Raw genomic sequence first — 23723 nt, 5'->3', positions numbered from 1 at the left:
CGTCCTGTCCCTTCGAACGATGTCGACCGGCCGCGGCATGCACGCCGCGGCCGTGTCGTCACGCGTTCTTGCGCCGGCTGCTTTCGAGGTTCGGCAGGAACACCGTCAGCACGCCGATCAGCGGCAGGAACGAACACACCTTGTACACGAACGTGATGCTCGTCGCGTCCGCGAGCTGGCCGAGCACGGCCGCGCCCACGCCGCCGAGGCCGAACGCGAAGCCGAAGAACAGGCCCGCGACCATCCCGACCTTGCCGGGCATCAGCTCCGTCGCATAGACGAGGATCGCCGCGAACGCCGACGCCAGCACGACGCCGATGATCACGCTCAGCACGCTCGTCCAGAACAGGTTCGCGTACGGCAGCAGCAGCGTGAACGGCGCGACGCCGAGGATCGACACCCAGATCACGTACTTGCGGCCGATGCGGTCGCCGACCGGGCCGCCGATCAGCGTGCCGGCCGCCACCGCCGCGAGGAACACGAACAGGTGGATCTGCGCGGCCTGCACGGACAGATGGAACTTGTCGATCAGATAGAACGTGAAATAGCTGTTGATGCTCGCGAGATAGAAGTACTTCGAGAACACCAGCAGCACCAGCACGCCGATCGCGGCGAGCACGCGGCCCTGCGACAGCGTCGGGTGGCCGGCCGGCGCCGCCTTCTTCTTCATCGACGGGTGCTTCTTGTACCAGTGGCCGATCTGCGTGAGCACGACCATCGCGACGAGCGCGGCCGCCGAGAACCACGCGATGCTGTGCTGGCCGTGCGGAATGATCACCAGTGCGGCGAGCAGGGGCCCGAGCGCCGAACCGGCGTTGCCGCCGACCTGGAACAGCGACTGCGCGAGCCCGTGCTGGCCGCCCGACGCCATCCGCGCGACGCGCGACGATTCCGGATGGAACACCGACGAGCCGCAGCCGACGAGCGCGGCCGCCGCGAGCAGCGTCGGGAAATTCTGCGCGGCCGACATCAGCAGCAGCCCCGCGAGCGTGAAGCCCATCCCGACCGGCAGCGAATACGGCTTCGGCCGCTTGTCCGTGTACAGGCCGACGAGCGGCTGCAACAGCGACGCGGTGATCTGGTAGGTCAGCGTGATCAGGCCGATCTGCGCGAACGACAGCGCGAACTGGCTCTTGAGCATCGGATAGATCGCGAGGATCAACGACTGGATCATGTCGTTGAGCATGTGCGAGAAGCTGATCGCGCCGAGCACCGGATAGACGGTACGCGGGGCAGGTGGAGCAGACGGCTGGGACGCGGCGGCGCCGGCGCCCGTATCGAGGCTGGTTTCCATGTGAGCTGAGCGAGTTGAGGTGGCGGGACGCGCTCTGATGGGGATCGGCGCGTTCGATTCGTTGTTGCGTCAAAGAAGTGTAATGTGGCGTATCGAGAATGTCAGGCCAAGTTTTGTCGCGATTCGGACATGGATGTGACGATTCGGTCATCGCGCGTTTTTTGGCCGGGTATAACGCTGCGGCGCGGCCGCTCGCCGACGGGCCGCGGAGCCGGATCGGTGTTTGTCCGGACTCAAGGCGCGCCGCGCGCGGCCGTAGAAACGACGCAACCACAACATCGGCGCGCCGCGCCTGCACCGGCCACGAGCCGGGGCGGCGCTGGGCCGCACGGCACAGGCCAGCCGTCGCGGGAATGCCGTCCGCCGGAACCGACCTTTCCGGTGGCGTGATCACTACGGGGATATATCGATGAAAGCAGCAGCATCATTGCATCCGCAGCCGGGTACGGCCGTCGCCGCAGCCGGCGCAGCCGCGTCGGCCGCCGGGCCTGCCGCCAGCCGCGCGCGTGCCGCCCGGCGCGAACGCCGGCCGTGGACCGTCAAGGCGACGTTGCGGGCCGCGTTCGCGATCCTGCTGGCCGGCACGCTGGCGATCGGCGTGTTTTCGCTGTGGCAGATCAGCCGGCTGAATGCGTCGATCGCGTCGGTCTACGAGCAGGGGCACGTCGCGAGCCGGGCCGCGGAAGAGGTGCGGGCCGAAGTGCTGCGCGCGAGCCGCGCGCAAAAGATGCTGCTGACCGCGACCACCGCGAAGGAGCGTGACGATCTCGGCGCCGAGGTCGGCGCGGGGCTCACGTCGATCGGCCAGGCGCTTGCGACGCTGCAGCGTTACGCGGATCCGACGGACGCCGACGATTCCGCGCGGCTGCGCGCGTTCTCGATGGCCGTCGGCACGTGGAGCGGCCATCTGCGCGATTTCGTCGCGCTCGTGCAGGCGCAGCCGCTCGATTTGTCGCAGATGAACTGGCAGGTCGGCACGCAGGACGTGTCGCTGCTGGTCGAGACCGGCAAGCTCGAGAAACTCGTCGCGATGCTCGTGAAGACGCGCGGCGCGAAGTCGAAGGCGACGCTCGATGCGTCCGCGACGATCTTCTCGTCGTCGTTCGCGATGATCGCGGCGATGACGGCCGCGCTGATCGTGCTCGCGGTCGCGATCGCCGAACGCGTCGTGCGCCGCCTCGCGTCGCAGCTCGGCGGCGAGCCGGCGGACGCGAAGGCGATCGCCGCCGACATCGCGCGCGGCGACCTGACGCGGCCGATCCCGCTCGCCCGCAACGATCGCGACAGCATGGTGCGCGCGCTGTCCGACATGCAGACCGGCCTCGCGGCGACCGTCGGCGAGATCGCCGTCAGCGCCGAGGCGATCGCTGCCGCGTCCGGCGAGATCTCGACCGGTAACCTCGACCTGTCGCGGCGCACCGAGCAGCAGGCCGTCGCGCTCGAGCGCACCGCGGCCAGCATGGAGGAACTCACGTCCACCGTGCGGCAGAACGCCGAAAACGCGCGGCAGGCGAGCATGCTCGCCGCCAATGCGTCGGCCGTCGCGGAGGCGGGCGGCGAAGTCGTCGGGCGCGTGGTCGCGACGATGAGCGAGATCGACGACAGCGCGAAGAACATTCGCGACATCATCGGCACGATCGAGGGGATCGCGTTCCAGACCAACATCCTCGCGTTGAACGCGGCGGTCGAGGCGGCGCGCGCGGGCGAACAGGGGCGCGGCTTTTCGGTGGTGGCAGGCGAGGTGCGATTGCTCGCGCAGCGCTCGGCGACCGCGGCGAAGGAGATTCGCGAGCTGATCGGCGCGTCGGTCGAACGCGTCGCGAACGGCGCGACGCTCGCACACGATGCGGGCCGCACGATGGACGACGTGGTGCGCGCGGTGAAGCGCGTGACCGACATCATCGGCGAGATTTCGGCGGCATCCGACGAGCAGAGCGCCGGAATCGAGGAGATCGGCCGCGCGGTCACGCAGATGGATGCCGGCACGCAGCAGAATGCGGCGCTCGTCGAGCAGGCGGCGGCCGCCGCGAATGCGCTCGACGAACAGGCTCAAGCGCTCAAGGCGCTGGTCGGGCGCTTCCGCATCGCGGCGTAAGCGCGCCCGGCCATCGGCGGCTTACGACTTCTTCGGCTTGTCCGGATCGATGATGACCGTGCAGGTCGTGCCCGCCGACAGCACCACGTCGGCCGGCACTTCGTCGATCCGGATCCGCACCGGCACGCGCTGCGCGAGGCGCACCCAGTTGAAGGTCGGGTTCACGTCGGCGACGAGGTCGCGGCTTTGCGGGTTGTCGCGATCGTAGATGCCGCGCGAGATGCTCTCGACGTGGCCCTTCATCACGCCGCCGCTCATCAGCCGCATTTCGGCCGGCGCGCCGATCTTCACGCGCGGCAGCTTGGTTTCCTCGAAGTAGCCGTAGACCCAGAACGAGTGGCTGTCGACGATCGCGAGCTTCGCCTGGCCGGCCACCGCGTAGTTGCCCTTGAAGGTCTGCAGGTTCGTGATGTAGCCGTCGACCGGCGCGACCACGCGCGTGCGTTCGAGGTTGAGCTTCGCGGCGTCGAGCGCGGCGAGCGCCTGCTGGTACTGCGCGTCGGCGCTCGATGCGCTGTGCGCCGCGTTCTCGCGGTTTTCCTTCGACACGACGAGCGCATCGAGGTCCGCGCGGCGGGCCGCGTCGTCGCGGCGCATCTGCAGTTCCGCGCGACGGGCGGCCACCGCCGCCTGCGCCTGCTCGACCGCGATCTGGTAGTGCGACGGATCGATCTGCATGATCAGGTCGCCCTTTTTCACGAGCTGGTTGTCATGCACGGGCAGCTCGACGATCGCGCCCGACACGTCCGGCGCGACGTTGACGATCTCGGCGCGCACGCGCCCGTCGCGCGTCCACGGATCGTCCATGTAGTGCACCCACAGCGAGCGCCCGATCAGGATCGCGACGAGAAGGATGACGGCGGTCGCGACGAAGCCGAAGAGTTTTCTGAGAATCATGATGGTTCGGAATCAACGGTAAACGGCGAGACTCAGTCCGCCGCAAATGCAGACGAGAAGGCACGCGCGGAACAGCGACGGGTGCCAGACGAGACGGTAGAGGCCCGTATAGGCGAGCAGGCGGTCGACGGCCCAGGTGGCCAGGCCGCCCAGCACGAACATCAGCACCACCGTGGGCATGTAGGCATCGAGAATGGCGATTTCACGCGGCATCATGACGAGGCTCCTTGTTGGGGGCGCACGGCGCGGTTGCGGTTGAGCGGCTCGAGCGGCGATTCCGGATCGAGCAGCGCCGTGCGCACGAAATGCAGATGGCTCAGGATGCGCTGCAGCCGGTGGCGCTCGTCGCGCGACGGCGCGACCGCCTCGAGCGTCTGGCGTGTCGCGTCGATCGCGGCGTTGACCGCGGCGAGCGCGGTGTCGAAGCGGTCGGCGTCCGGCTTGCTGAACAGCGCGGACAGCGCGGTGCGCATCGTCTCGACCGCGCGCCGCCACGGCGTCGCCGGCGCATAGCGCGGGTCGGGCGGCAGCGTCGCCAGCTCGGCGCGCAGGTCGAGCGCCGCGTTGCCGGATTCGAGCACCGCGAACATCCAGCGCAGCGCGTCGCGCTGCACGTCGGGCTGGTCGGCAGACAGCGTATGCGCCTGGTACATCAGGTCGCGCGCGCCGCTCTCGAAGCGCGTGCGCAGGCCGGCGAGCCGCGCGTGGCACGCCGCGACCACCTGGTGGCGCAGGTCGGCGAACAGCCGCTTCTTCAGCCACGGCGCGGTCGGCGGGAACAGCACCGCGAACGCGATCGCCGACACCAGCATCGACAGCACAAGCGCGAGCGCATCGTTCATGAAGCTCGTCGGGTCGTAGTGCGTGATGTTGTCCGGACCGGCGAGGAAGCAGAAGAAGATCAGGTAGCCCATCCCGTAACCGGCAAGCTTCGGCTTCAGCGTCATGTAGATGCCGATCGCGAGCAGCGGCGCGAGCGCCACGCACAGCAGCGGGAAGCCGTCGATGTGCGGGTAGATGCCGAACGTCAGCAGGAAGCCCGTGAAGACGGCCAGCGCGGTGCCGACGCCCATCTGCGCGGACATCGCGGTCGGCCGCGGCGTCGACGATGCGAGCGCGCAGGTTGCCGCGGCGGTCAGCGTCATCGTCACGCCGCTCGGCCACGCGGTCTCGATCCAGAACCAGCCGAGCACGAGGATCACGGTCGCGGTGCGGATCGCCGCGATCACCATCGCCGTCAGGTTGGTGCGCGGCTCGTAGCGCTCGATCCAGCGTTCGCGCTCGTGCGTCGCGGTCGACAGCGACGCGTAGGTCGCCGCGTATTCGTGCAGGTCGGTGATGAAGCGGTACAGCAGTTCGGCGGCCGTGTCGAAGTCGAGCAGCGGAAAGTCCGGCTGCGTTTCGAGCGCCGCACGCGTCGCGCGGATGCGCCGCGGCAGTTCGTCGCGCCACGCGAGCAACTGTCCGGCCGCGAGCGCCGCATCGGCCGACGAGCGCACCGGCTCGCCGTTGCGCGTCAGAAGCGGCGCGATCTCGCGGAAATACGGCTCGATCGCGTCGATCGCGGCCTGCGCGCCGGCCGCGCGCAGCCGGTTCATCAGCTGGTGCAGCGCATGGAAGCGGCTCGACACGCTCATGAATTCGCTGTTCAGCCGCGCGAGGCGGCCGCTGCGCATCCGCGTGTCCGGATCCTCGAACACGGCCATGCTGCGCGCCGCCTCGAAGCCGACCACGTCCGCGACGAAGCGCGTATGGATCGTTTCGATGTGCGCGCGGTCGAGCTTGCCCGACAGCGCGGCCGCCACGTAGTCGACGAAGCTGCCGAAGCGCTTGCGCACCGTCGTGCGCATCTGCTCGCCGGTGGTCTGCGGAAACACCAGTGCGCTGACGACGCCCGCCGACACGATCCCGACCATGATCTCGGCGACCCGCGTCATCGCGCTCATGAACGCGCCGTCCGGGTGTTGCGACGCCGGCAGCCCGATCAGCGCGGTCGTGTAGCCGGCGAGCAGGAAGCCGTAGCTGCGGAAGTTGCGGTTGCGCGCGGCGCCGGCCGTGCACAGCGCGACCCACAGCGCGACGGCCAGCAGGAACAGCTGCGGCTGCTGCGGGAACAGGCCGACGAACGCGAGCGTCGCGATCAGCCCGAAGATCGTGCCGGCGACCCGGTAGAAGCTCTTCGCGAGCACGGCGCCGCTTTGCGGCTGCATCACGATGAACACGGTGGTCATCGCGGTCTTCGGCGCCGGCAGGTCGAGCCGCATCGACACGCCGGTCGCGATGAACGCGGCGAGCAGCGCCTTGAACAGATAGAGCCACGCGGCGCCGTCGCTGCGCGCCCAGTCGCCGAACGCGGCGTACCAGGCCGCGAGCGGCCCGCCGGCATGCGTGGAAGCGGGGGAGGAGGCTGACATGAAGGTCGCTCCGCGTTACCGTGCGGCCGGAGCCACGGACGCACCGGACGCACCGGACGCCGCCACCTGCGCGGGCCGGCCGGCGGCGACGGGCTTCGCAACCGATGCGGCGGCCGGCGCGGCGGCTTCGTCGTGGGGTACATCCGTCCCGGTCTCGACGCCGCCGCCGAGCGCGGCCATCAGCTGCGCGTGCGCGGCCAGGCGTTCCGCGTCGATGCGGGCCGCCGTCTCCTGCGCGCGCAGCAGCTGCTGCTGCGCGACCAGCACGTTCACGTAGTCGGTCAGCCCGCGGCGGAAGCCTTCGCGCGACAGCCGGTAGCTGCGGTCGTTGGCGGCCACCGAGCGCGCGGCGTCCTTCTTCTGCGTGTCGAGCGAGCGGATCCGCACGACCTGGTCGGCGATGTCCTTGAGCGCGCCGACGACCGTCTGGTTGTAACGCTCGACGGCCTGGTCGTAACCGGCGTTGGCCGCGCCGAGCTGCGCGCGCAGGCGGCCGCCTTCGAAGATCGGCAGCGACAGCGCGGGGCCGGCCGTCCAGCCGCCGTTCATCGCGCGCAGGAAGTCGGTGAACGGCGCGGTCACGCCGAAGCCGCCGACCGTCGCGAGCAGGTCGATGTTCGGGTAGAACGACGCCTTCGCGACGTCGATGCCGCGCGCCTGCGCGTCGACCATCCAGCGGGCCGCGACGACGTCCGGGCGGCGGCCGAGCAGGTCGGCCGGCATCGCGGACGGCAGTCCGGCCGGCGCGTCGAGCGACAGGCTCGGCCGCTTGATCGCGTCGCCGGCGCCCGGGCCCTTGCCCGCGAGCGCGGCGAGCTGATGGCGCGCGAGCTGGATCGCTTCTTCATAGGTGTCGATCTGGCGCTCGTAGTCGGGCAGCGTCGATTCGGCCTGGCTGACTTCGAGCTGCGTGCCGATGCCGGCCTGCAGGCGCTTGCGCGCGAGGTCGGCCAGCGCACGCTGGCGTTCGAACGTTTCGTGCGCGAGGTCGAGCAGCGCGTAGTTCATCGACATGCCGACATACGCGCGCACGACGTTCACCTCGAGCTCGAGTTTCGCGGCCCGTGCGTCGGCCGCGGTCGCATGCGCGGTGTCGAGCGCACGCTCGGTCGCGTTCTTGTCCTTGCCCCACAGATCGAGGTGGTACGACAGGCCAAGGGTGCCGGTGTTGTTCCAGGTGTCGGTGTCGGCGAGCGGCCCCGGGCCGTAATAGACGTTGTCGGGCCAGTGCTGGCGCATCAGCGACAGGTTGCCGTTGATCTGCGGCAGTTCGGCCGAGCGGGCCACCCGCGCCATCGCCTGCGCTTCGCGCACGCGCGCTTCTGCGGCGGCGAGCGTCGGATTGCCGGCCTGCGCGGCGGCGATCCACGCGTCGAGCTGCGGGTCGCGATACGCGCGCCACCAGTCGGACGCGGGCCAGCCCGCGTCGCGGTCGGCCGCGCGGATCGCGGCACCGGCGTCGAGCGTGTTCGCTTCGATGCGAGTGGACTGGGTCTTGTTGTCGCCCATGCTCGCGCAACCGGCCATTATTAATGAGACTGCAAGAACCGCCAGTGCCAGCGTCCCTTTTGTTGCCGGAGACTGCACGATTTTCTCCCTTTCGGATATAGATGAGTCGGATGCGATTATATTTTTCAGCGATTCCTGAATAAATGGACAACGGTGCAAGTCATTTTTACGGATCCTGAGATAATATTTGTTCGCCCCTGTGCAACAATCCCTCCGGATTCAAACGGGTATTGGGATGGATACGCTACAAAACATGCGGGTCTTCGTCCGCGTGGTCGACGCGGGAAGCTTTACCGCGGCCGCCCAGCAGATGAATTCGACTACCGCCTATGCATCGCGCGCCGTGTCGGATCTCGAAGCGCACCTGCGCACGCGCCTGCTGAACCGGACGACACGCCGGATCGCGCTGACCGAAGCGGGCGAGCGCTACCTGCAGCGCTGCGAGCAGATCCTCGCGTACGTCGACCAGGCCGAAGCCGAGGCCGGCGACGCGCATGCGCGCCCGTCGGGCAAGCTGAAGGTCCACTGCTTCACGAGCCTCGGGCAGCACTACCTGGTGCCGGCCATCGCGCGCTACCGGCAGCGCTATCCGGACGTGCACGTCGAGCTGACGCTCGCGCAACGGATGCCCGACCTGCTCGACGAGGGGTACGACGTCGCGATCGTCGTCGGCCGCGACCTGCCGGATTCGGGCCTCGTGTCGCAGCGGCTCGGCGAGAGCTACAGCGTCGTGTGCGCATCGCCCGGCTATGTCGACGCGCATGGCGCGCCGCGCACGCCGGCCGATCTGGAGCAGCACGTGTGTCTCGGGATGGTCGCGCCCGGTTTCCACTTCGACGAGTGGGCGCTGTCGGGGCCGCATGGCGACGAAGTGATTCCGATCACGGCGCCGCCGTTTCGCGTGAACGTCGCCGAGGCGCTCGCGGTGGCCGTGCGGGAAGGGATGGGGATCGGCGGGCTGCCGCTCTATTCGGCGATCGGCGGGCTGCGCAGCGGACAGATCGTGCGCGTGATGCCCGAATACCGGTCGCACGTGATGAACATCTACGCGCTGTATCCGTCGCGCCAGTACCTCGACGCGAAAATCCGCACCTGGGTCGATTTCCTGCGCGACGAGCTGCCGGCCACGCTGCAGGCCGACGAAGCCGCGCTCGCTCAGTTCACCGCTGCGGCATGAGCGCGCAGTCGAGCGCGATCTGACGAGATTTGTCGTTCGCGCAACATTTTTTTACCATCGGCACGCGGACAGTTTGATACTGTTCAAACATAGAGATTGGATCTGCCCACACCCGGAGTCGCAATGGATACGCAACTGATCATCGGCCTTGGAGTTCTGCTTGGCGCGGCGGCCGCCGCCGCGGCGACGCGCGATCTGCTGCGCGCGATGAAGGCACGGGCGAAGCCGGTGCCGGTGCGCGTACGCGTGTCGTCGAACGGTTCGCGCCGCGCCGATCGCTGATCGGGCAGCATTCAGATCAAGACGGGCCGCATCGCGCGGCCCATCGCCTGTCGGCCGGCGCTCAGCCGAGCTCGACCACTCTGTCCCAGCCGAACGCCGGATTTTCGAGTTCGCCGGTGCGCCGGCGGATATAACCGCGCGGGTTGCACACCACGCGCGTGCCGCTGTCGGTCACGTAATCGAACGACGTATGCGTGTGGCCGTGGATCCACAGGTCCACCGGCGGCCGCACCAGTTCCGCCATGTCCGTGACGAATCCCGCCGAAGCCAGATCCTCCGCATAACGCTCGGCCAGCGAGCGCAGATGCGGCGCATGATGGGTGACGACGATCGTGCGGCCCGCGAACGGCGTCGCGAGCCGCGCCTCCAGCCATGCGCGGCTTTGCCGGTGCAGCGCGATCGCGTCGGCCGGCGTGAAATCGCGCTCCGGCGCGTGGCCCGCATGCAGCGCCGCATCGTGCGGCCACGTCACCTGGATCAAGCCCTTGAAGTCGAGCATCACGCGCATGCCGGCGTCGACCGCGCGCGCGATGCTCGCGCCGTCCGCGCCGAACAGCGAGAAATCGCTCCACAGCGTCGTGCCGAGCACGCGATAGCGCTGCGCCGGATCGACGTACACGCCGTTGTTCAGGTAATGCACGTGGTCGATCGCATGCGCGGCGTCGCGCATCGCGGTTTCGAGCGCGCCGAATTCCCCGTCGTAATACTCGTGATTGCCGGGCACGTAGATCACCGGCACGCCGGGATCGAACGTCTCGGCGGCCCAGCGCAGGCCTTCCGCGTGGTTGTGGATGTCGCCGGCCAGCACGACGAGATCCGCGTCCGCATGCGCGATCGTGTCGGGCTGGTTGCATTCGAGATGCAGGTCGGACAGCACGCGAACTCTCATGGACATCGCTCCGGGGTGGGTGGCGTCAGCGCAGGACCTTGCCGGGATTCATCAGCCCGCGCGGGTCGAGCGCGGTCTTCAGCGTGCGCATCAGTGCCGTTTCGACCGGCGACTTGTAGCGCTGCGCGTCGTCGATCTTCAGCTGGCCGATCCCGTGTTCCGCACTGATCGTGCCGTGGTGACGGTGCACGTTGTCGTAGACGATGCGGTTGATCGGCTTCTGGAATTGCGCGAGGAACGCCTTCGGGTCGCCGCCTTCGGGCGTCTGCACGTTGTAGTGCAGGTTGCCGTCGCCGAGGTGGCCGAACGTGACCATCCGCGCGCCGGGCGCGGCCTGCTGGATCGCCGCGTCGGTCTCGTCGATGAAGCGTGCGATCGACGAGATCGGCACCGCGATGTCGTGCTTGATGTTGAGGCCCTCGTCGGCCTGCGCGAGCGGGATGTGCTCGCGCAGGTCCCAGAACGCGCGCGACTGCGCGAGGTTCTCCGCGACCACCGCGTCGACCACGAGCCCGGCGTCGAACGCTTCTTCCATCAGTTTCTCGAACAGCGCACGCGCATGCGTTTCGCTCTCGTTGTCCGACAGTTCGAGCAGCACCGTCTGCGCGTGCGTGCGGTCGAACGGGTAGCGCAGTTGCGGATAGTGCTTGCCGACGAGCTGCATGCAGAAGTCCGACATCAGCTCGAAGCCGGTCAGCAGCGGGCCCGCGGCGCGCTGTGCGAGCGCGAGGAAATCGAGCGCCGCGTGAGGCGACTCGAGCGCGGCCAGCGCGGTGACCTGCGCGGCGGGCAGCGGATGCAGCTTCATCACGGCGGCCGTGATGATTCCGAGCGTGCCTTCGGCGCCGATGAACAGGTCGCGCAGGTCGTAGCCGGTGTTGTCCTTGCGCAGCCCGCGCAGGCCGTCCCAGACGTCGCCCTGTGGTGTCACGACCTCGAGCCCGAGGCACAGCTCGCGCGCGTTGCCGTAGCGCAGCACCGCGGTGCCGCCCGCATTGGTCGACAGGTTGCCGCCGATCGTGCAGCTGCCTTCGGCCGCGAGGCTCAGCGCGAACAGCCGGCCGCCTTCGCGGGCGCGCGCCTGCACGTCGGCGAGGATCACGCCGGCTTCGACGGTGATCGTGTTGTTGTGCGGGTCGAGCGCGCGCACGCGGTTCAGCCGCGCGAGGCTCAGCACGGCCTGGGCGCCGCTCGTGTCGGGCGTCGCGCCGCCGGCGAGCCCGGTGTTGCCGCCCTGCGGCACGAGCGCGACGCCGTGCGCGTTCGCGAGCCGGACCAGCGCGGCGACTTCGGCCGTATCGGCCGGTTTCAGCACCGCGCACGCGCTGCCCTGGTAGCGGCGGCGCCAGTCGGTCAGGAACGGCTCGGTGTCGTGCGGATCGGTCAGCACGTGCGCGGCGCCGATCGCGTCGCGGCAGGCGGAAACGAATGCGTCGGAAGAAATCATCTCGTTCGGTCGCGTAAGGGTCAGGACGCGGCCCGCTGCTTCTTCGCCGCGCGCTTGAACGGCGCGACGTATGCAAGCGCGGCCACGAAGAAGCCGACGGCGAGCGCGGTCTCGCACCAGCCGAGCGTCGCGGACAAGCCGCGGTCGGACATGCCGCGCACGATGCCTTCGGCGAAATAGACGAGGATCAGCATGCTCGCCCACTGCATCGTATAGATGTTACGCCGCCAGACGCCCGGCAGCGCGAGCGCGAGCGGCACGGCCTTGAGCATCAGTGCCGAGCCGCCCGGGCGCAGCGGCGCGAGCCACAGTTCCCACGCGAGCGACAGCGCGATCAGCGCGACCAGACACGCGGCGGCGGCGAGCGCGCAGCGCGGCCGCGCGGCGGCGGGGCGGGCGGGCGCGTTCATGCGGCCCCGGCGCTCTGCGATACCTGCGCGTCGGCGAGCGCCGCCGCTGCGCGCGCGAGCCGCACGCCGAGCGCGGCCGCGAGCGCCTTCTCGTCGGCCGACAGGCCTTCGGGCGCGCTGCGATCGTGCTGCGACACGTGCGACGCGCCGTACGGCGTGCCGCCGGTGCGCGTCGTGCTGAGCGCGGATTCCGTGTACGGGATCCCGACGATCATCATCCCGTGATGCAGCAGCGGCAGCATCATCGACAGCAGCGTCGATTCCTGGCCGCCGTGCAGGCTGCCGGTCGACGTGAACACGCACGCGGGCTTGCCGGTCAGCGCGCCCGACAGCCATTGCGGCGTCGTGCCGTCGAGGAAATATTTGAGCGCCGCGGCCATGTTGCCGAACCGGGTCGGCGAGCCGAGCGCGAGGCCCGCGCATTCCTCGAGATCGCGCAGTTCGGCATACGGCGGGCCGTCGTCGGGGATGTCGGGGGCGGTGGCTTCGCAGACCGTCGATACGGGCGGCACGGTGCGGATGCGTGCCTGGACGCCCGGCACGCTGTCGATGCCGTTCGCGATCGCGAGCGCGAGATCGCGCGTCGCGCCGTGGCGGCTGTAATAGAGGACGAGAATGTCTTTCATGGGCGGCGGAGCCGCGTGCGGCCGCGCGCATGCCCGGTGCAGTCGGCCCCTGCTGGATCGAGCGGCTATTATAGGGGCTGAAGCCGTCGCGCAGCGCGGCGGCGGCGCGCCGCCGGGCGCGCGGCATCGACAAGGAGAAGCCGTTTGCCGAAGTTGAGCGTCGATCTCGACACCATCAAGCGCCTCGCGCAGTTCGCGGCCCGGCGCAGCGCCGAGGATCGCATCCCGCAGGTCGCGGGCAGCCTCACGTTCACGACGATGCTGGCACTCGTGCCGCTCGTGACGGTCGCGTTCGCGCTGTTCACCGCGTTTCCGATGTTCGCATCGTTCCAGATCTCGCTGCAGGGGTTCCTCGCGGACCACCTGATGCCCGCGCAGTTCAACGTCCAGATCTTCAAGTACCTGAACCAGTTCGCGGCGAAGGCGAAGGGGCTGACGACCGCCGGCCTGATCGTGCTCGTCGTCACGTCGGTGATGACGATGATGACGATCGAATCCGCGTTCAACCTGATCTGGCGGGTGCGCAAGCCGCGGCCGTTCGCGCAGCGCGTGCTCGCGTACTGGGCGCTGATCACGCTTGGGCCCTTGCTGTTCGGCGTGAGTCTGTCGATCTCGTCGTACCTGTTTACGCAGTCGCTGGCGTTCACCGGCGCCGCGCCGTCGACGTCGATCATCGAGTGGCTGCTCGCGCTCGCGTCGCTGCCGCTGACCGTGCTCGCGTTCACGCTGCTGTACGTGTATCTGCCGAACTGCACGGTCGCGTGGCGCGACGCGGTGATCGGCGGGCTGTTCGCGGCCATCGCGTTCGAGCTCGCGAAGCGCGGCTTCGGCTACTACGTGCGGCGCATCCCGACCTATACGGCCGTATACGGCGCGTTCGCGGCGCTGCCGGTGTTCCTGCTGTGGGTGTACCTGAGCTGGTTCATCGCGCTGCTCGGCGCGATGGTCGCGTCCGCGCTGCCGGCGATCCGCGTCGGCCAGTTCCACCGGATCCATTACCCGGGCAGCGACCTGCTCGACGCGCTCGAACTGCTCGCGCGGCTCGCCGAGGCGCGCGCGGTCGGCAAGCCGGGCTATACCGCGCTGCGGCTCGCGACCATGCTGCGCTGCGACATGGAAACCGCGCAGCGGCTGCTGCTGACGATGGAGGAGCGCGAATGGATCGCGCGGCTGGACAGCGGCGAACTGGCGCCGCGCTACATCCTGCTCGCGAACCCGGAGCAACTGACGCTCGCGCAGCTGTTCGACGTGCTGGTGATCGATCGCACCGAGCTGACCTACCAGCTGCAGCGCCGCCGCAGCCACGTCGAAGGCGCGGCGTTGCTCGAGGTTCTGTCGAACGACCGGTTCGACGTGTCGCTCGCGTCGCTGATCGCCTCGCACCGGCTCGCCGGTGCGCATCCGGCGGCGGCCGAGGACGGACAGGCGACGGACGCGGCGCCCGACCCGCACGCGCGGCCGCCGAAGACGGCGTGACGCGCGTGCGGGCGGGCCGTTACAGCGGAATCTTGCCGGTGCAGATGTCCCTGAACATCACCCAGTCGCCCATCAGGCTGTAGATCGGGTGCCGGAACGTGGCCGGGCGGTTCTTCTCGAAGAAGAAGTGTCCGACCCACGCGAATCCGTAGCCGCACACGACGGCGGCCGGCAGCCACAGCCAATAGCCGGTCGCGATCGCCATCGCGACGCAGCCGATCACGCCGAGCGAGCCGATGAAATGCAGCCGCCGCGACGTGAGGTTCTGGTGTTCGTTCAGGTAGTACGGATAGAAATCAGCGAAGCTGGCGAATTGCTCCGAATGCGTATGCGCCATGGCCGTCTCCTCGGGCCGCCGTCCATGCGGTCATTGTGCGGCGGGCGGCCCGCGTCCGCAAGCGCGGCGGCCGCGCCGCGCCGGCCCGAGCTTTCCTTTTGACAGGCTTTCCGATAGGATCGAAAGCGGATTTGCATTCAAGCATGAGGGGACTACGATGCGCGTCAGCGATATTCTGAAAGTGAAGGGCAACACGCTGTTTACGGTGACGCCCGATAAGCCGCTGCGCGAAGCGGTCGACACGATGGCCGAGCACGACATCGGTTCGCTCGTCGTGATGGAGTACGGCGATCTCGTCGGGATGCTGACGTTCCGCGAGATCATCCTGCGCCTGCACGTGAACGGCGGCGCGATCGGCGACGTGCAGGTGCGCAAGGTGATGGACGAGCCGCTCACGTGCACGCCGGAAACCGACGTGAACGAAGTACGCCGGATGATGCTCGAGCGCCATGCGCGCTACATGCCGGTGCTCGACAAGAAGGTGCTGATGGGCGTCATCTCGTTCTACGACGTCGCGAAGACGGTCGTCGAGGCGCAGAGCTTCGAGAACCGGATGCTGAAGGCATACATCCGCGACTGGCCGGAATCGGAAGCCGAAGCGCAGAAGCCGTGATACGCGTCGCGCCCGTTGCCATCGCGCGCGGGCGCGGCCATTCGGCGCACGGCGGCGCAGGTTCAGCCTGCGCCGCCGTTTTTTCAACGACAACACAAGGCCCGCGCAGCTTCGCCGAGACGACGCGCGCGTATTCCGCATGAGCGATCACACGCAAGTTTCTTCCGCATCGCGCGGCGAACGGCGCGCCCACGCTTCGCAGTTCGACCTGCTGCGCCAGCGCCGTTTCGCGCCGTTCTTCACGACGCAGTTCCTCGGCGCGCTGAACGACAACGTGTTCAAGATCGGCTTCACGTCGCTCGTCACCTACCACACCGCGCGCTTCTCCGGCGTCGACGCGAAGACGGCCGCGTTCCTGATTTCCGCGATCTTCATCCTGCCGTTCGTGCTGTTCTCGGCCACCTCCGGCCAGATCGCCGACAAATACGACAAGGCGACGCTCACGCGGCTCGTGAAGACCTTCGAGATCGTGCTGATGCTGGTCGGCGCGGCCGGTTTCGTCACGCACAGCGCGACGCTGCTGTATCTGTGCACGTTCATGATGGGCATGCACTCGACGCTGTTCGGCCCCGTCAAGTATTCGTATCTGCCGCAGCATCTCGGCGACCATGAGCTCGTCGGCGGCAACGGCCTCGTCGAGATGGGCACGTTCATCGCGATCCTGATCGGCACGATCATCGGCGGAGCGGCCGCCGGCATCGAAGGCAGCGGCGAACGCGTGCTGGCCGTCGGCGTCGTCGTGATCGCGCTCGCGGGGCGGCTCGTCGCGCAGCGTGTGCCGCCGACGCCGGCGCCGCAGCCCGATCTCGTGATCAACTGGAACCCGTTCAGCGAAACCTGGCGCAACCTCGCGCTCGCGCGGCAGAACCGCACCGTGTTCCTGAGCCTGCTCGGCATCTCGTGGCTGTGGTTCGTCGGCGCGACGTTCCTCACGTCGTTCTTCAATTTCGCGAAGGACGTGCTGTCGGCGAGCCCCGACGTCGTCACGGTGCTGCTCGCGACGTTCTCGGTCGGCATCGGCCTCGGCTCGCTGCTGTGCGAGCGGCTGTCGCAGCGCCGCGTCGAGATCGGCCTCGTGCCGCTCGGCTCGATCGGCATCAGCGTGTTCGCGATCGAGCTGTATTTCGCGAGCCGTGCGCTGCCGTCTCCGGGCCATCTGCTGTCGGTCGGCGAGTTCCTCGCCGGCGCGCGCCACTGGCGCATCCTGGCCGACCTGTTCCTGCTCGCGATGTTCGGCGGCTTCTACAGCGTGCCGCTGTACGCGCTGATCCAGAGCCGCAGCGCGCCGACCCACCGCGCGCGGATCATCGCCGCGAACAACATCCTGAATGCGCTGTTCATGATCCTGTCCGCGCTGATGGCGATGGGGCTCACCAAGGCCGGTGTCGACATCCCCGGCCTGTTCCTCGTCACCGCGCTGCTGAACGTCGTCGTCGCCACGTACATCTACCTGCTCGTTCCCGAATTCCTGCTGCGCTTCGTCGCGTGGGTGCTGGTGCATACGTTCTATCGGATCCGCCTCGTGCACGCGGAACGGATTCCGGAGGAGGGTGCGGCCGTGCTCGTGTGCAACCACGTGAGCTACGTCGATGCGCTGGTGCTGGCCGCCGCGAGCCCGCGGCCGATCCGGTTCGTGATGGATCACCGGATCTTCAAGACGCGTTTCGCGAGCTGGGTGTTCCGGCATGCAAAGGCGATCCCGATCGCGCCGCGCCACGAGGATCCCGACATGCTCGCGCGGGCGTACGACGCGTGCGAAGCCGCGCTGAAGGACGGCGAGCTCGTGTGCATCTTCCCCGAGGGCAAGCTGACCAAGACGGGCGACATCAACCCGTTCCATCACGGCATCGCGGAGATCCTGAGCCGCACGCCGGCGCCCGTCATCCCGATGGCGCTGCGCGGACTGTGGGGCAGCTATTTCTCCCGTCATGCGGATGCGCGGATGCCGCGGCCCATCAAGCGTGGCGTGATGAGCCGGCTGACGCTCGCGGTCGGCGAGCCGATTGCGGCGGCGGTCGCAACGCCCGAGGCGCTGCAGGCCGCGGTGACCGAACTGCGCGGCGCGCGCAAGTAGGCGGGACGCCACCGGCGCCGGTCGCCGGTCACCGCGCGGGGCCGCGATGGTGGTGGCGAACCGGCCGACGCGCGCGGGAATGGCGCGGGCGGGGCGCTCCGCGCCCGGACCCCGGCCGCGGCCGGCCCGTGTGGTCCGAACGGTTCACACGGCCCGCGGGCCCGGGACGGCTGGCATAATAGCGGTTTACCTCTTTTCTCGACCGGCAAACGATCGGCCTGCCTGCGGCTCCGGCAGCGCATCGGTTTGTCCATTTCTCTTTGGGCGGTTCCATCATGTCCGGCAATACCCTCGGCACGCTTTTCACTGTCACGACCTTCGGCGAATCGCACGGTCCCGCGATCGGCTGCGTGATCGACGGCTGCCCGCCGGGAATGGGGCTGACCGAAGCCGATATCCAGGCCGAGCTCGATCGCCGCAAGCCGGGCACGTCGCGGCACGTGACGCAGCGCCAGGAGGCCGACGAGGTCGAGATTCTGTCCGGCGTGTTCGAAGGCGTGACGACCGGCACGCCGATCGCGCTCCTGATCCGCAACACCGACCAGCGCAGCAAGGACTACGGCAACATCGTCGAGACGTTCCGTCCGGGCCATGCCGACTACACCTATTGGCAGAAGTACGGGATCCGCGACTACCGCGGCGGCGGCCGTTCGTCCGCGCGCCTGACCGCGCCGATCGTCGGCGCAGGCGCAGTCGCGAAGAAGTGGCTACGCGAGCGCTTCGGCGTCGAGGTCCGCGGCTACATGAGCGGCCTCGGCGAGATCGACGTGCCGTTCGTCGACTGGTCGCACGTGCGCGAGAACCCGTTCTTCGCACCGAATGCGGCGATCGTTCCTGAGCTCGAGGCGTACATGGACGCGCTGCGCAAGGACGGCGATTCGATCGGCGCACGCATCGACGTCGTCGCGTCGGGCGTGCCGGTCGGCTGGGGCGAGCCGGTGTTCGACCGTCTCGACGCGGACATCGCGAAGGCGATGATGAGCATCAACGCGGTGAAGGGCGTCGAAATCGGCGCGGGCTTCGACAGCGTTGCGCAGCGCGGCTCCGTGCACGGCGACGAACTGACGCCGGCCGGCTTCGTCGGCAACCATGCGGGCGGCGTGCTCGGCGGGATTTCGACCGGGCAGGACATCACCGTGTCGATCGCGATCAAGCCGACGTCGAGCATCCGCACGCCGCGCCGCTCGATCACGAAGTCGGGCGAAGCGGCGACGGTCGAAACCTTCGGCCGCCACGATCCGTGCGTCGGCATCCGCGCGACGCCGATCGCCGAGTCGATGCTTGCGCTGGTGCTGATCGACCATGCGCTGCGCCATCGCGCGCAGTGCGGCGACGTCGAGACGTCGACGCCGAAGATCTCCGGCAGCGCAACCTGATCCGGGCGGGCCGGCAGCGGCCGGCTCGATCGATACGATCGATACGATGCGAAGCGGGGCGCCAGTGGCGCCCCGTTTTCATCGGGCCGCGGAAGGCGGCGCGGCCGATTCGCGCACCCGCAGTTCCGGCAGCACCGCGCAACCGGGCCCGGCTTCGCCGTTCTCGAGTGCGTCGAGCAATGCGCGGGCGGCCTTGCGGCCGATCGCATCGGTGTCGACCCACATCGTCGTCAGCGCCGGGCGGATTTCGCGCGCAAGCGCGACATCGTCGAAGCCGGTGATCGACAGCTGCGACGGCACCGCGAGGCCGATTGCCTGAGCCTCCAGCAGCGCGCCGAGCGCGAGTGCGTCGTTGCCGCAGATCACGGCCGTCGGACGCGTCGGCCCGCTGTCGGCAATGGCACGCAGGCTCGCGCGCCCGAACGCGATCGTGGCCGCGCCTTCGTGCTGGTGGACCGGCCGGACCGCGAGCCCGCGTGCGGCCAGCGTGTCGTGAATGCCGCGCAGGCGCGCCTGCACGCGATCGTTGTCCGCGGACGGCTGCATGATGATCGCGAAATCGCGATGGCCGAGGTCGAGCAGATGCGTGGTCAGCCGCGCGAAGGCCGCGCGGTTGTCGAAGCCGATGCAGCAGTGCGGGCTGTCGTCGCGGTACGCATAGGTGACGACATAAGGCACCCGATGCAGGTCGAGCAGTTCGAATACTTCCGGCGGATAGGCTTCACCGACCAGCGACACGGCTTCGACGCCGCGCGACAGCATTGCGCGCACCTGCGCGAGCGCCTGGGCCGGATCGTAGTTCGAGCAGCCGAGGAACAGCGTGATGCCGTGCTCGGCCATCACCGCCTGCATGCCGGCGACCTGCGACGCGAACACCTGGTCGTCGAGCGTCGGGATGATCGCGCCCGTAATGTGCGTGCGCGTGGACGCGAGCGCGCGACCGGCCGCATTGGGAATCCAGTTCAACGCACGTGCCGCGTCGCGCACGCGCTGCTGGACGTCGGCCGACACCTTGCCGGGATCGTTGTACACGCGCGAAACGGTCGCAGTCGACACGCCGGCGAGTTTCGCAACGTCCCCGAGCACCGACCGGCCGCTGCCGCGGCGCGCGCGCGCCGCGCCGCCGCTGGAAGGGGGCGTGCTCATCGCCGGCCCCCGGTTGCGGCCGCCGCGCGGACTGCGCACCTGCTCAAAAACGCCATCGTTTACCCTCGGTTCGTCGTGGTCCCGCTTGCATTCGCGGTCCTGCCTGTGAGAATGTAAGCGCTATCTTGATGTCAGTCCGTATTATGTCAGACACACGTTCCAGCCGCATCACCGTGAAATTTTTGTCGACGCCGGCCGTTCCGGCGATTTTGTTTGTCGCAAATGTAAGCGGTTACATTCGATGAAGGATCACGCAGGATTCCCCAGGATCGCAGTCGTCGGCAGCCTCAACGTCGACCTCGTCACGCATGCGCCGCGGCTGCCCGTGCCGGGCGAAACGCTGCTCGGCTCCACGTTCCGGACCGTCCACGGCGGCAAGGGCGCGAATCAGGCGGTGGCGGCCGCGCGCCTCGGCGCATCGGTCGCGATGATCGGCTGCGTCGGCAACGACGCGTTCGGCGCGCGCCTGCACGATGCGCTCGCGGCGGAGCGCATCGACGTGACGCACGTACGCCGGATCGACGGCGAGGCAACCGGCGTCGCGACGATCACGGTCGATGCGCGTGGCGCGAACAGCATCGTCGTCGTGCCCGGTGCGAACGCGCGTCTCGATGCCGAATCGATCGATGCGGCACAGGACGCGATCGCCGGCGCGGCGCTGATGGTGTGTCAGCTCGAGGTGCCGATCGCGACCGTCGCGCGCGCCATCGGCAGCGCGATCGCCCATCGCACGCCGGTACTGCTCAATCCGGCGCCCGCCCAGCGGCTGTTCGACGCGTTGCTGGCCAGGATCGACTACCTCGTCGTCAACGAAACGGAAGCCGAGTCGCTGACCGGCATCGCCGTCGGCGACGACGCATCGGCGGTGCGCGCCGCCGATGCATTGCGCGCGAAGGGCGTCGGCAACGTGCTGGTCACGTTGGGCGCGCGCGGCGTCTGCTGGCGCGGCAGTGCAGGGAGCGGCCGCCATCGGGCCATCGCGGTGACCGCGGTCGATACGACGGCGGCCGGCGACACGTTCGTCGGCGGATTCTCGGCCGCCCGGGCGGGCGGCGCGTCGATGGCCGATGCCATCGCGTTCGGCCAGCGCGCTGCCGCGATTAGCGTCACGCGCCACGGCGCGCAGACGTCGATTCCGACCCGCGACGAAGTGGAGCGCACGGCCGCCTAGATTCCGCGACGACGGAAAGGCCGGCCGAGCCGGCAACCATCAAAAGGACATGGAGACAACCGCAATGAACGAAGACCACGCTGTTCCCGCCGCGCCGCCCCGTATCCGGCGCGGACAACGTATCGCGCTCGCGCTGCTGATGGTGAGCGGGATCGTCAACTATCTCGACCGCGGCACGCTGGCCGTCGCGAGTTCGGCCATCCGGGCGGATCTCGGGTTGTCGCTGTCGCAGATGGGGCTGCTGCTGTCCGCCTTCTCGTGGAGCTATGCGCTGTGCCAGTTTCCGGTCGGCGGGCTCGTCGACCGGATCGGACCGCGCCGGCTGCTCGGCGTCGGACTGATCGTGTGGTCGATCGCGCAGGCGGCGGGCGGCATCGTGTCGACCTTCGGCTGGTTCATCATTGCGCGGATCGTGCTGGGCATCGGCGAAGCGCCGCAGTTCCCGTCCGCGGCGCGGGTGGTGAGCAACTGGTTTCCGTTGCGCGCGCGCGGTACGCCGACCGGGATCTTCAACGCGGCGTCGCCGCTGGGCACCGCGCTCGCGCCGTTGCTGCTGTCGGTGCTCGTCGTGTCACTGGACTGGCGCTGGGCGTTCGTCGTGACGGGCGCGCTCGGCCTCGTCGTCGCCGTCGTCTGGTTCGCGCTGTACCGCGATCCGGCGCGCGGGCAATTGAGTGCCGCCGAACGCGGCTATCTGGATGCCGATGCGCAGACGGCCGTCGCCGCGCCGAAGCTGACCTTCGCCGACTGGCGCAGCCTGTTCTCGCACGGCACGACCTGGGGCATGCTGATCGGGTTCTTCGGTTCCGTGTATCTGAACTGGGTCTACCTGACGTGGCTGCCGGGCTACCTGACGATGGAGCGCCACATGAGCCTGATTCGCACCGGGTTCGCGGCGTCGGTGCCGTTCCTGTGCGGGTTCGTCGGTTCGCTCGTCGCCGGCTGGCTGTCCGATCTGGTCACGCGGCGCAGCCGCTCGCCGGTCGTGAGCCGGCGCAATGCGGTCGTCGTCGCGATGCTCGGGATGGTCGCGTTCACGATTCCGGCCGCGCTCGTGCAGAGCAACACCGTCGCGCTCGCATGCATTTCCGTCGTGATCTTTCTCGCGAACGCGGCATCGGCGTGTTCGTGGGCGCTCGCGACGGCGGCCGCACCGCCGAGCCGCGTTGCATCGCTCGGCGCGATCCAGAATTTCGGCGGTTTCATCGGCGGTGCGCTCGCGCCGATCCTGACGGGTGTCATCGCGCAGAAGTGGTCGTTCGTGCCGGCGCTGCTGACGGCGGCAGCGATCGCGTTCGCCGGCGCGATGGCCTACCTGCTGCTGGTGCGCAAGCCGATTCCCGAGCAGGCGGCCAGCGCTGCGCCCGGACCCCTGCCGGCCTGAGCGCCGCGGCTATATCGCGAATTCATTGGAGAAGGAGAAACAGATGCAACACCATCAGCAGTCGACCGCGACCATCGAGGGGATCGTACCGGTGATGCTGACGCCGTTCGACGACGCCGGCGCGATCGACTATGCGGGCCTCGAGCGACTCATCGAGTGGTATCTGGCGCACGGCTCGGATGCGCTGTTCGCAGTCGCGCAGTCGAGCGAAATGCAATTCCTGAGTCTCGCCGAACGCGCGGAGCTCGCGCGTTTCGTGGTCGACCGCGTGGCCGGGCGCGTGCCCGTCGTCGCGTCCGGACACATCAGCGACGATCTCGATTCGCAGGTCGCCGAGTTGCGCGCGGCAGCCGAATCCGGTGCGCAGGGCGTCGTGCTCGTGACGAACCGCCTCGATCCGCAGCGCAAGGGCAGTGCCGCGTTTCTCGATCGTCTTCACAAGCTGCTCGCGCGGTTGCCGGCGGATCTGCCGCTCGGCCTGTACGAATGTCCGGCGCCTTACCGGCGGCTGCTGTCCGATGACGAACTGCGTGCATGCATCGACACCGGCCGCTTCGTGATGCTCAAGGACGTGAGCTGCGACCTCGAAACCGTGAAGCGGCGCGTGGCGCTCGCCGCGGGGTCGCCGTTGAAGATCCTGAATGCGAACGCCGCGATCGCGTGGGATGCGATGAAGGCCGGTTCCGCCGGCTTCAACGGCGTGTTCACCAACTTCCATCCCGATCTGTACCGATGGCTGCGCACGCGCGGCGATTCGGATCCAGCGCTCGCCGACGAATTGTCGACGTTCCTGGTGGTATCGGCGGTATCGGAGGCACTTGGCTATCCGGCGCTCGCGAAGATCTATCATCAGCGGATCGGCACGTTCGGGTCGATTCGCTGCCGCGCGATCGATTACGACGTGCGCGAGCGTTTCTGGGCGCTCGACGCGGTGCTCGACAAGATCGTGTCGGGTACCGAGCATTTCCGCCGGCGGATCGCAGCCCGCTAGCGGGCGGGCAACGCGTGCGCGCGGTGCATCGCCGCGCACGCGCTGGGGTGGGGCGCGGCCGCCGGATGTCGAACGGACGAAAAAAACGCCGCGCGAGGCGGCGTTTTCCAGCGGA

21 protein-coding genes are annotated in these 23723 nt (G+C 68.7%); 10 read left to right on the top strand and 11 right to left on the bottom strand.

Annotated elements, in window-relative coordinates:
• Positions 1-58 precede the first annotated feature (58 nt).
• Entirely contained in the window at positions 59-1294 is a 1236-nt protein-coding gene (locus Q3A80_RS22910) for an MFS transporter (RefSeq protein ID WP_446331152.1), read from the bottom strand.
• A 409-nt stretch (positions 1295-1703) separates the two neighbouring features.
• Between Q3A80_RS22910 and Q3A80_RS22905 the strand changes: the two genes are divergently transcribed.
• Entirely contained in the window at positions 1704-3389 is a 1686-nt protein-coding gene (locus Q3A80_RS22905; protein ID WP_446331151.1) for a methyl-accepting chemotaxis protein, read from the top strand.
• A 21-nt stretch (positions 3390-3410) separates the two neighbouring features.
• On the opposite strand, the gene Q3A80_RS22900 is transcribed toward Q3A80_RS22905, so the two are convergent.
• The 4 genes from Q3A80_RS22900 to Q3A80_RS22885 are packed head-to-tail and all read right to left on the bottom strand — an operon-like array spanning position 3411 to position 8287.
• Positions 3411-4286, bottom strand: a complete 876-nt coding sequence (locus Q3A80_RS22900) for an efflux RND transporter periplasmic adaptor subunit (RefSeq protein ID WP_446331150.1) — start codon at positions 4284-4286, stop codon at positions 3411-3413.
• A 12-nt stretch (positions 4287-4298) separates the two neighbouring features.
• On the bottom strand, positions 4299-4502 hold the full coding sequence (locus tag Q3A80_RS22895) for a DUF1656 domain-containing protein (RefSeq protein WP_121859880.1): 204 nt from the start codon (positions 4500-4502) through the stop codon (positions 4299-4301).
• Entirely contained in the window at positions 4499-6700 is a 2202-nt protein-coding gene (locus Q3A80_RS22890; protein ID WP_446331149.1) for an FUSC family protein, read from the bottom strand. The genes Q3A80_RS22895 and Q3A80_RS22890 overlap by 4 nt, the downstream gene beginning before the upstream one ends.
• 15 nt (positions 6701-6715) lie before the next feature.
• Positions 6716-8287: an efflux transporter outer membrane subunit gene (locus Q3A80_RS22885; protein WP_446331148.1), complete on the bottom strand. Its 1572-nt coding sequence runs from the start codon at positions 8285-8287 to the stop codon at positions 6716-6718.
• Positions 8288-8444: 157 nt separating this feature from the next.
• Here Q3A80_RS22885 and Q3A80_RS22880 point away from each other — a divergent pair, with 157 nt between their 5' ends.
• Both Q3A80_RS22880 and Q3A80_RS22875 read left to right on the top strand, forming a co-directional pair.
• On the top strand, positions 8445-9386 hold the full coding sequence (locus tag Q3A80_RS22880; RefSeq protein WP_446331147.1) for a LysR family transcriptional regulator: 942 nt from the start codon (positions 8445-8447) through the stop codon (positions 9384-9386).
• Positions 9387-9509: 123 nt separating this feature from the next.
• The gene (locus tag Q3A80_RS22875) at positions 9510-9668 is read left to right on the top strand and encodes a hypothetical protein (protein ID WP_446331146.1); all 159 of its coding nucleotides are present in this window, start codon (positions 9510-9512) and stop codon (positions 9666-9668) included.
• A gap of 61 nt (positions 9669-9729) precedes the next feature.
• Here Q3A80_RS22875 and Q3A80_RS22870 read toward each other — a convergent pair whose 3' ends face one another.
• Genes Q3A80_RS22870 through wrbA form a run of 4 tightly spaced genes read right to left on the bottom strand, consistent with a single transcriptional unit; the run spans position 9730 to position 13040 of the window.
• On the bottom strand, positions 9730-10557 hold the full coding sequence (locus tag Q3A80_RS22870; protein WP_446331145.1) for a metallophosphoesterase: 828 nt from the start codon (positions 10555-10557) through the stop codon (positions 9730-9732).
• A 25-nt stretch (positions 10558-10582) separates the two neighbouring features.
• Entirely contained in the window at positions 10583-12004 is a 1422-nt protein-coding gene (locus Q3A80_RS22865) for an FAD-binding oxidoreductase (protein ID WP_446331144.1), read from the bottom strand.
• Between the two features lie 20 nt (positions 12005-12024).
• Positions 12025-12414, bottom strand: a complete 390-nt coding sequence (locus Q3A80_RS22860) for a DUF2069 domain-containing protein (protein WP_446331143.1) — start codon at positions 12412-12414, stop codon at positions 12025-12027.
• The gene (wrbA, locus tag Q3A80_RS22855) at positions 12411-13040 is read right to left on the bottom strand and encodes an NAD(P)H:quinone oxidoreductase (RefSeq protein ID WP_446331142.1); all 630 of its coding nucleotides are present in this window, start codon (positions 13038-13040) and stop codon (positions 12411-12413) included. The genes Q3A80_RS22860 and wrbA overlap by 4 nt, the downstream gene beginning before the upstream one ends.
• 144 nt (positions 13041-13184) lie before the next feature.
• Between wrbA and Q3A80_RS22850 the strand changes: the two genes are divergently transcribed.
• Positions 13185-14516: a YihY family inner membrane protein gene (locus Q3A80_RS22850; protein WP_446331141.1), complete on the top strand. Its 1332-nt coding sequence runs from the start codon at positions 13185-13187 to the stop codon at positions 14514-14516.
• Between the two features lie 19 nt (positions 14517-14535).
• Here Q3A80_RS22850 and Q3A80_RS22845 read toward each other — a convergent pair whose 3' ends face one another.
• Complete coding sequence (locus tag Q3A80_RS22845; protein WP_446331140.1) at positions 14536-14853, bottom strand: Mpo1-like protein; 318 nt, start codon at positions 14851-14853, stop codon at positions 14536-14538.
• Positions 14854-15010: 157 nt separating this feature from the next.
• Here Q3A80_RS22845 and Q3A80_RS22840 point away from each other — a divergent pair, with 157 nt between their 5' ends.
• The 3 genes from Q3A80_RS22840 to aroC all read left to right on the top strand — a co-directional run bounded on the left by Q3A80_RS22840 (position 15011) and on the right by aroC (position 18916).
• Positions 15011-15466, top strand: coding sequence for a CBS domain-containing protein (locus tag Q3A80_RS22840; protein ID WP_044846066.1), 456 nt, complete (start codon positions 15011-15013; stop codon positions 15464-15466).
• Positions 15467-15605: 139 nt separating this feature from the next.
• Positions 15606-17540 carry an MFS transporter gene (locus Q3A80_RS22835; protein WP_446331139.1) on the top strand — a complete coding sequence of 645 codons (1935 nt, stop codon included), beginning with the start codon at positions 15606-15608 and terminating at the stop codon, positions 17538-17540.
• Positions 17541-17815: 275 nt separating this feature from the next.
• On the top strand, positions 17816-18916 hold the full coding sequence (gene aroC / locus Q3A80_RS22830; RefSeq protein ID WP_446331138.1) for a chorismate synthase: 1101 nt from the start codon (positions 17816-17818) through the stop codon (positions 18914-18916).
• A 78-nt stretch (positions 18917-18994) separates the two neighbouring features.
• Here aroC and Q3A80_RS22825 read toward each other — a convergent pair whose 3' ends face one another.
• On the bottom strand, positions 18995-20062 hold the full coding sequence (locus Q3A80_RS22825; RefSeq protein ID WP_446331137.1) for a LacI family DNA-binding transcriptional regulator: 1068 nt from the start codon (positions 20060-20062) through the stop codon (positions 18995-18997).
• Between the two features lie 241 nt (positions 20063-20303).
• On the opposite strand from Q3A80_RS22825, the gene rbsK reads away from it, so the two are divergent.
• From rbsK to Q3A80_RS22810, 3 genes are all read left to right on the top strand, one after another.
• Entirely contained in the window at positions 20304-21233 is a 930-nt protein-coding gene (gene rbsK / locus Q3A80_RS22820; protein WP_446331136.1) for a ribokinase, read from the top strand.
• Positions 21234-21297: 64 nt separating this feature from the next.
• A complete protein-coding gene (locus Q3A80_RS22815; RefSeq protein WP_446331135.1) occupies positions 21298-22617 on the top strand; it encodes an MFS transporter in 1320 nt (439 codons plus the stop codon).
• Positions 22618-22660: 43 nt separating this feature from the next.
• The gene (locus Q3A80_RS22810; protein ID WP_446331134.1) at positions 22661-23608 is read left to right on the top strand and encodes a dihydrodipicolinate synthase family protein; all 948 of its coding nucleotides are present in this window, start codon (positions 22661-22663) and stop codon (positions 23606-23608) included.
• The last annotated feature ends 115 nt before the right edge of the window (positions 23609-23723 follow it).

Source organism: Burkholderia sp. SR8 (genome assembly GCF_052851275.1).
This window is presented reverse-complemented; position numbering and strand designations above follow the sequence as displayed.

Coding starts and splice junctions, on each gene's coding strand:
- Q3A80_RS22910 (WP_446331152.1), bottom strand. CDS start 1,294: ATGGAAACCAGCCTCGATACGGGCGCCGGCGCCGCCGCGTCCCAGCCG.
- Q3A80_RS22905 (WP_446331151.1), top strand. CDS start 1,704: ATGAAAGCAGCAGCATCATTGCATCCGCAGCCGGGTACGGCCGTCGCC.
- Q3A80_RS22900 (WP_446331150.1), bottom strand. CDS start 4,286: ATGATTCTCAGAAAACTCTTCGGCTTCGTCGCGACCGCCGTCATCCTT.
- Q3A80_RS22895 (WP_121859880.1), bottom strand. CDS start 4,502: ATGATGCCGCGTGAAATCGCCATTCTCGATGCCTACATGCCCACGGTG.
- Q3A80_RS22890 (WP_446331149.1), bottom strand. CDS start 6,700: ATGTCAGCCTCCTCCCCCGCTTCCACGCATGCCGGCGGGCCGCTCGCG.
- Q3A80_RS22880 (WP_446331147.1), top strand. CDS start 8,445: ATGGATACGCTACAAAACATGCGGGTCTTCGTCCGCGTGGTCGACGCG.
- Q3A80_RS22875 (WP_446331146.1), top strand. CDS start 9,510: ATGGATACGCAACTGATCATCGGCCTTGGAGTTCTGCTTGGCGCGGCG.
- Q3A80_RS22870 (WP_446331145.1), bottom strand. CDS start 10,557: ATGAGAGTTCGCGTGCTGTCCGACCTGCATCTCGAATGCAACCAGCCC.
- Q3A80_RS22865 (WP_446331144.1), bottom strand. CDS start 12,004: ATGATTTCTTCCGACGCATTCGTTTCCGCCTGCCGCGACGCGATCGGC.
- Q3A80_RS22860 (WP_446331143.1), bottom strand. CDS start 12,414: ATGAACGCGCCCGCCCGCCCCGCCGCCGCGCGGCCGCGCTGCGCGCTC.
- wrbA (WP_446331142.1), bottom strand. CDS start 13,040: ATGAAAGACATTCTCGTCCTCTATTACAGCCGCCACGGCGCGACGCGC.
- Q3A80_RS22845 (WP_446331140.1), bottom strand. CDS start 14,853: ATGGCGCATACGCATTCGGAGCAATTCGCCAGCTTCGCTGATTTCTAT.
- Q3A80_RS22840 (WP_044846066.1), top strand. CDS start 15,011: ATGCGCGTCAGCGATATTCTGAAAGTGAAGGGCAACACGCTGTTTACG.
- Q3A80_RS22835 (WP_446331139.1), top strand. CDS start 15,606: ATGAGCGATCACACGCAAGTTTCTTCCGCATCGCGCGGCGAACGGCGC.
- aroC (WP_446331138.1), top strand. CDS start 17,816: ATGTCCGGCAATACCCTCGGCACGCTTTTCACTGTCACGACCTTCGGC.
- Q3A80_RS22825 (WP_446331137.1), bottom strand. CDS start 20,062: ATGAGCACGCCCCCTTCCAGCGGCGGCGCGGCGCGCGCGCGCCGCGGC.
- rbsK (WP_446331136.1), top strand. CDS start 20,304: ATGAAGGATCACGCAGGATTCCCCAGGATCGCAGTCGTCGGCAGCCTC.
- Q3A80_RS22815 (WP_446331135.1), top strand. CDS start 21,298: ATGAACGAAGACCACGCTGTTCCCGCCGCGCCGCCCCGTATCCGGCGC.
- Q3A80_RS22810 (WP_446331134.1), top strand. CDS start 22,661: ATGCAACACCATCAGCAGTCGACCGCGACCATCGAGGGGATCGTACCG.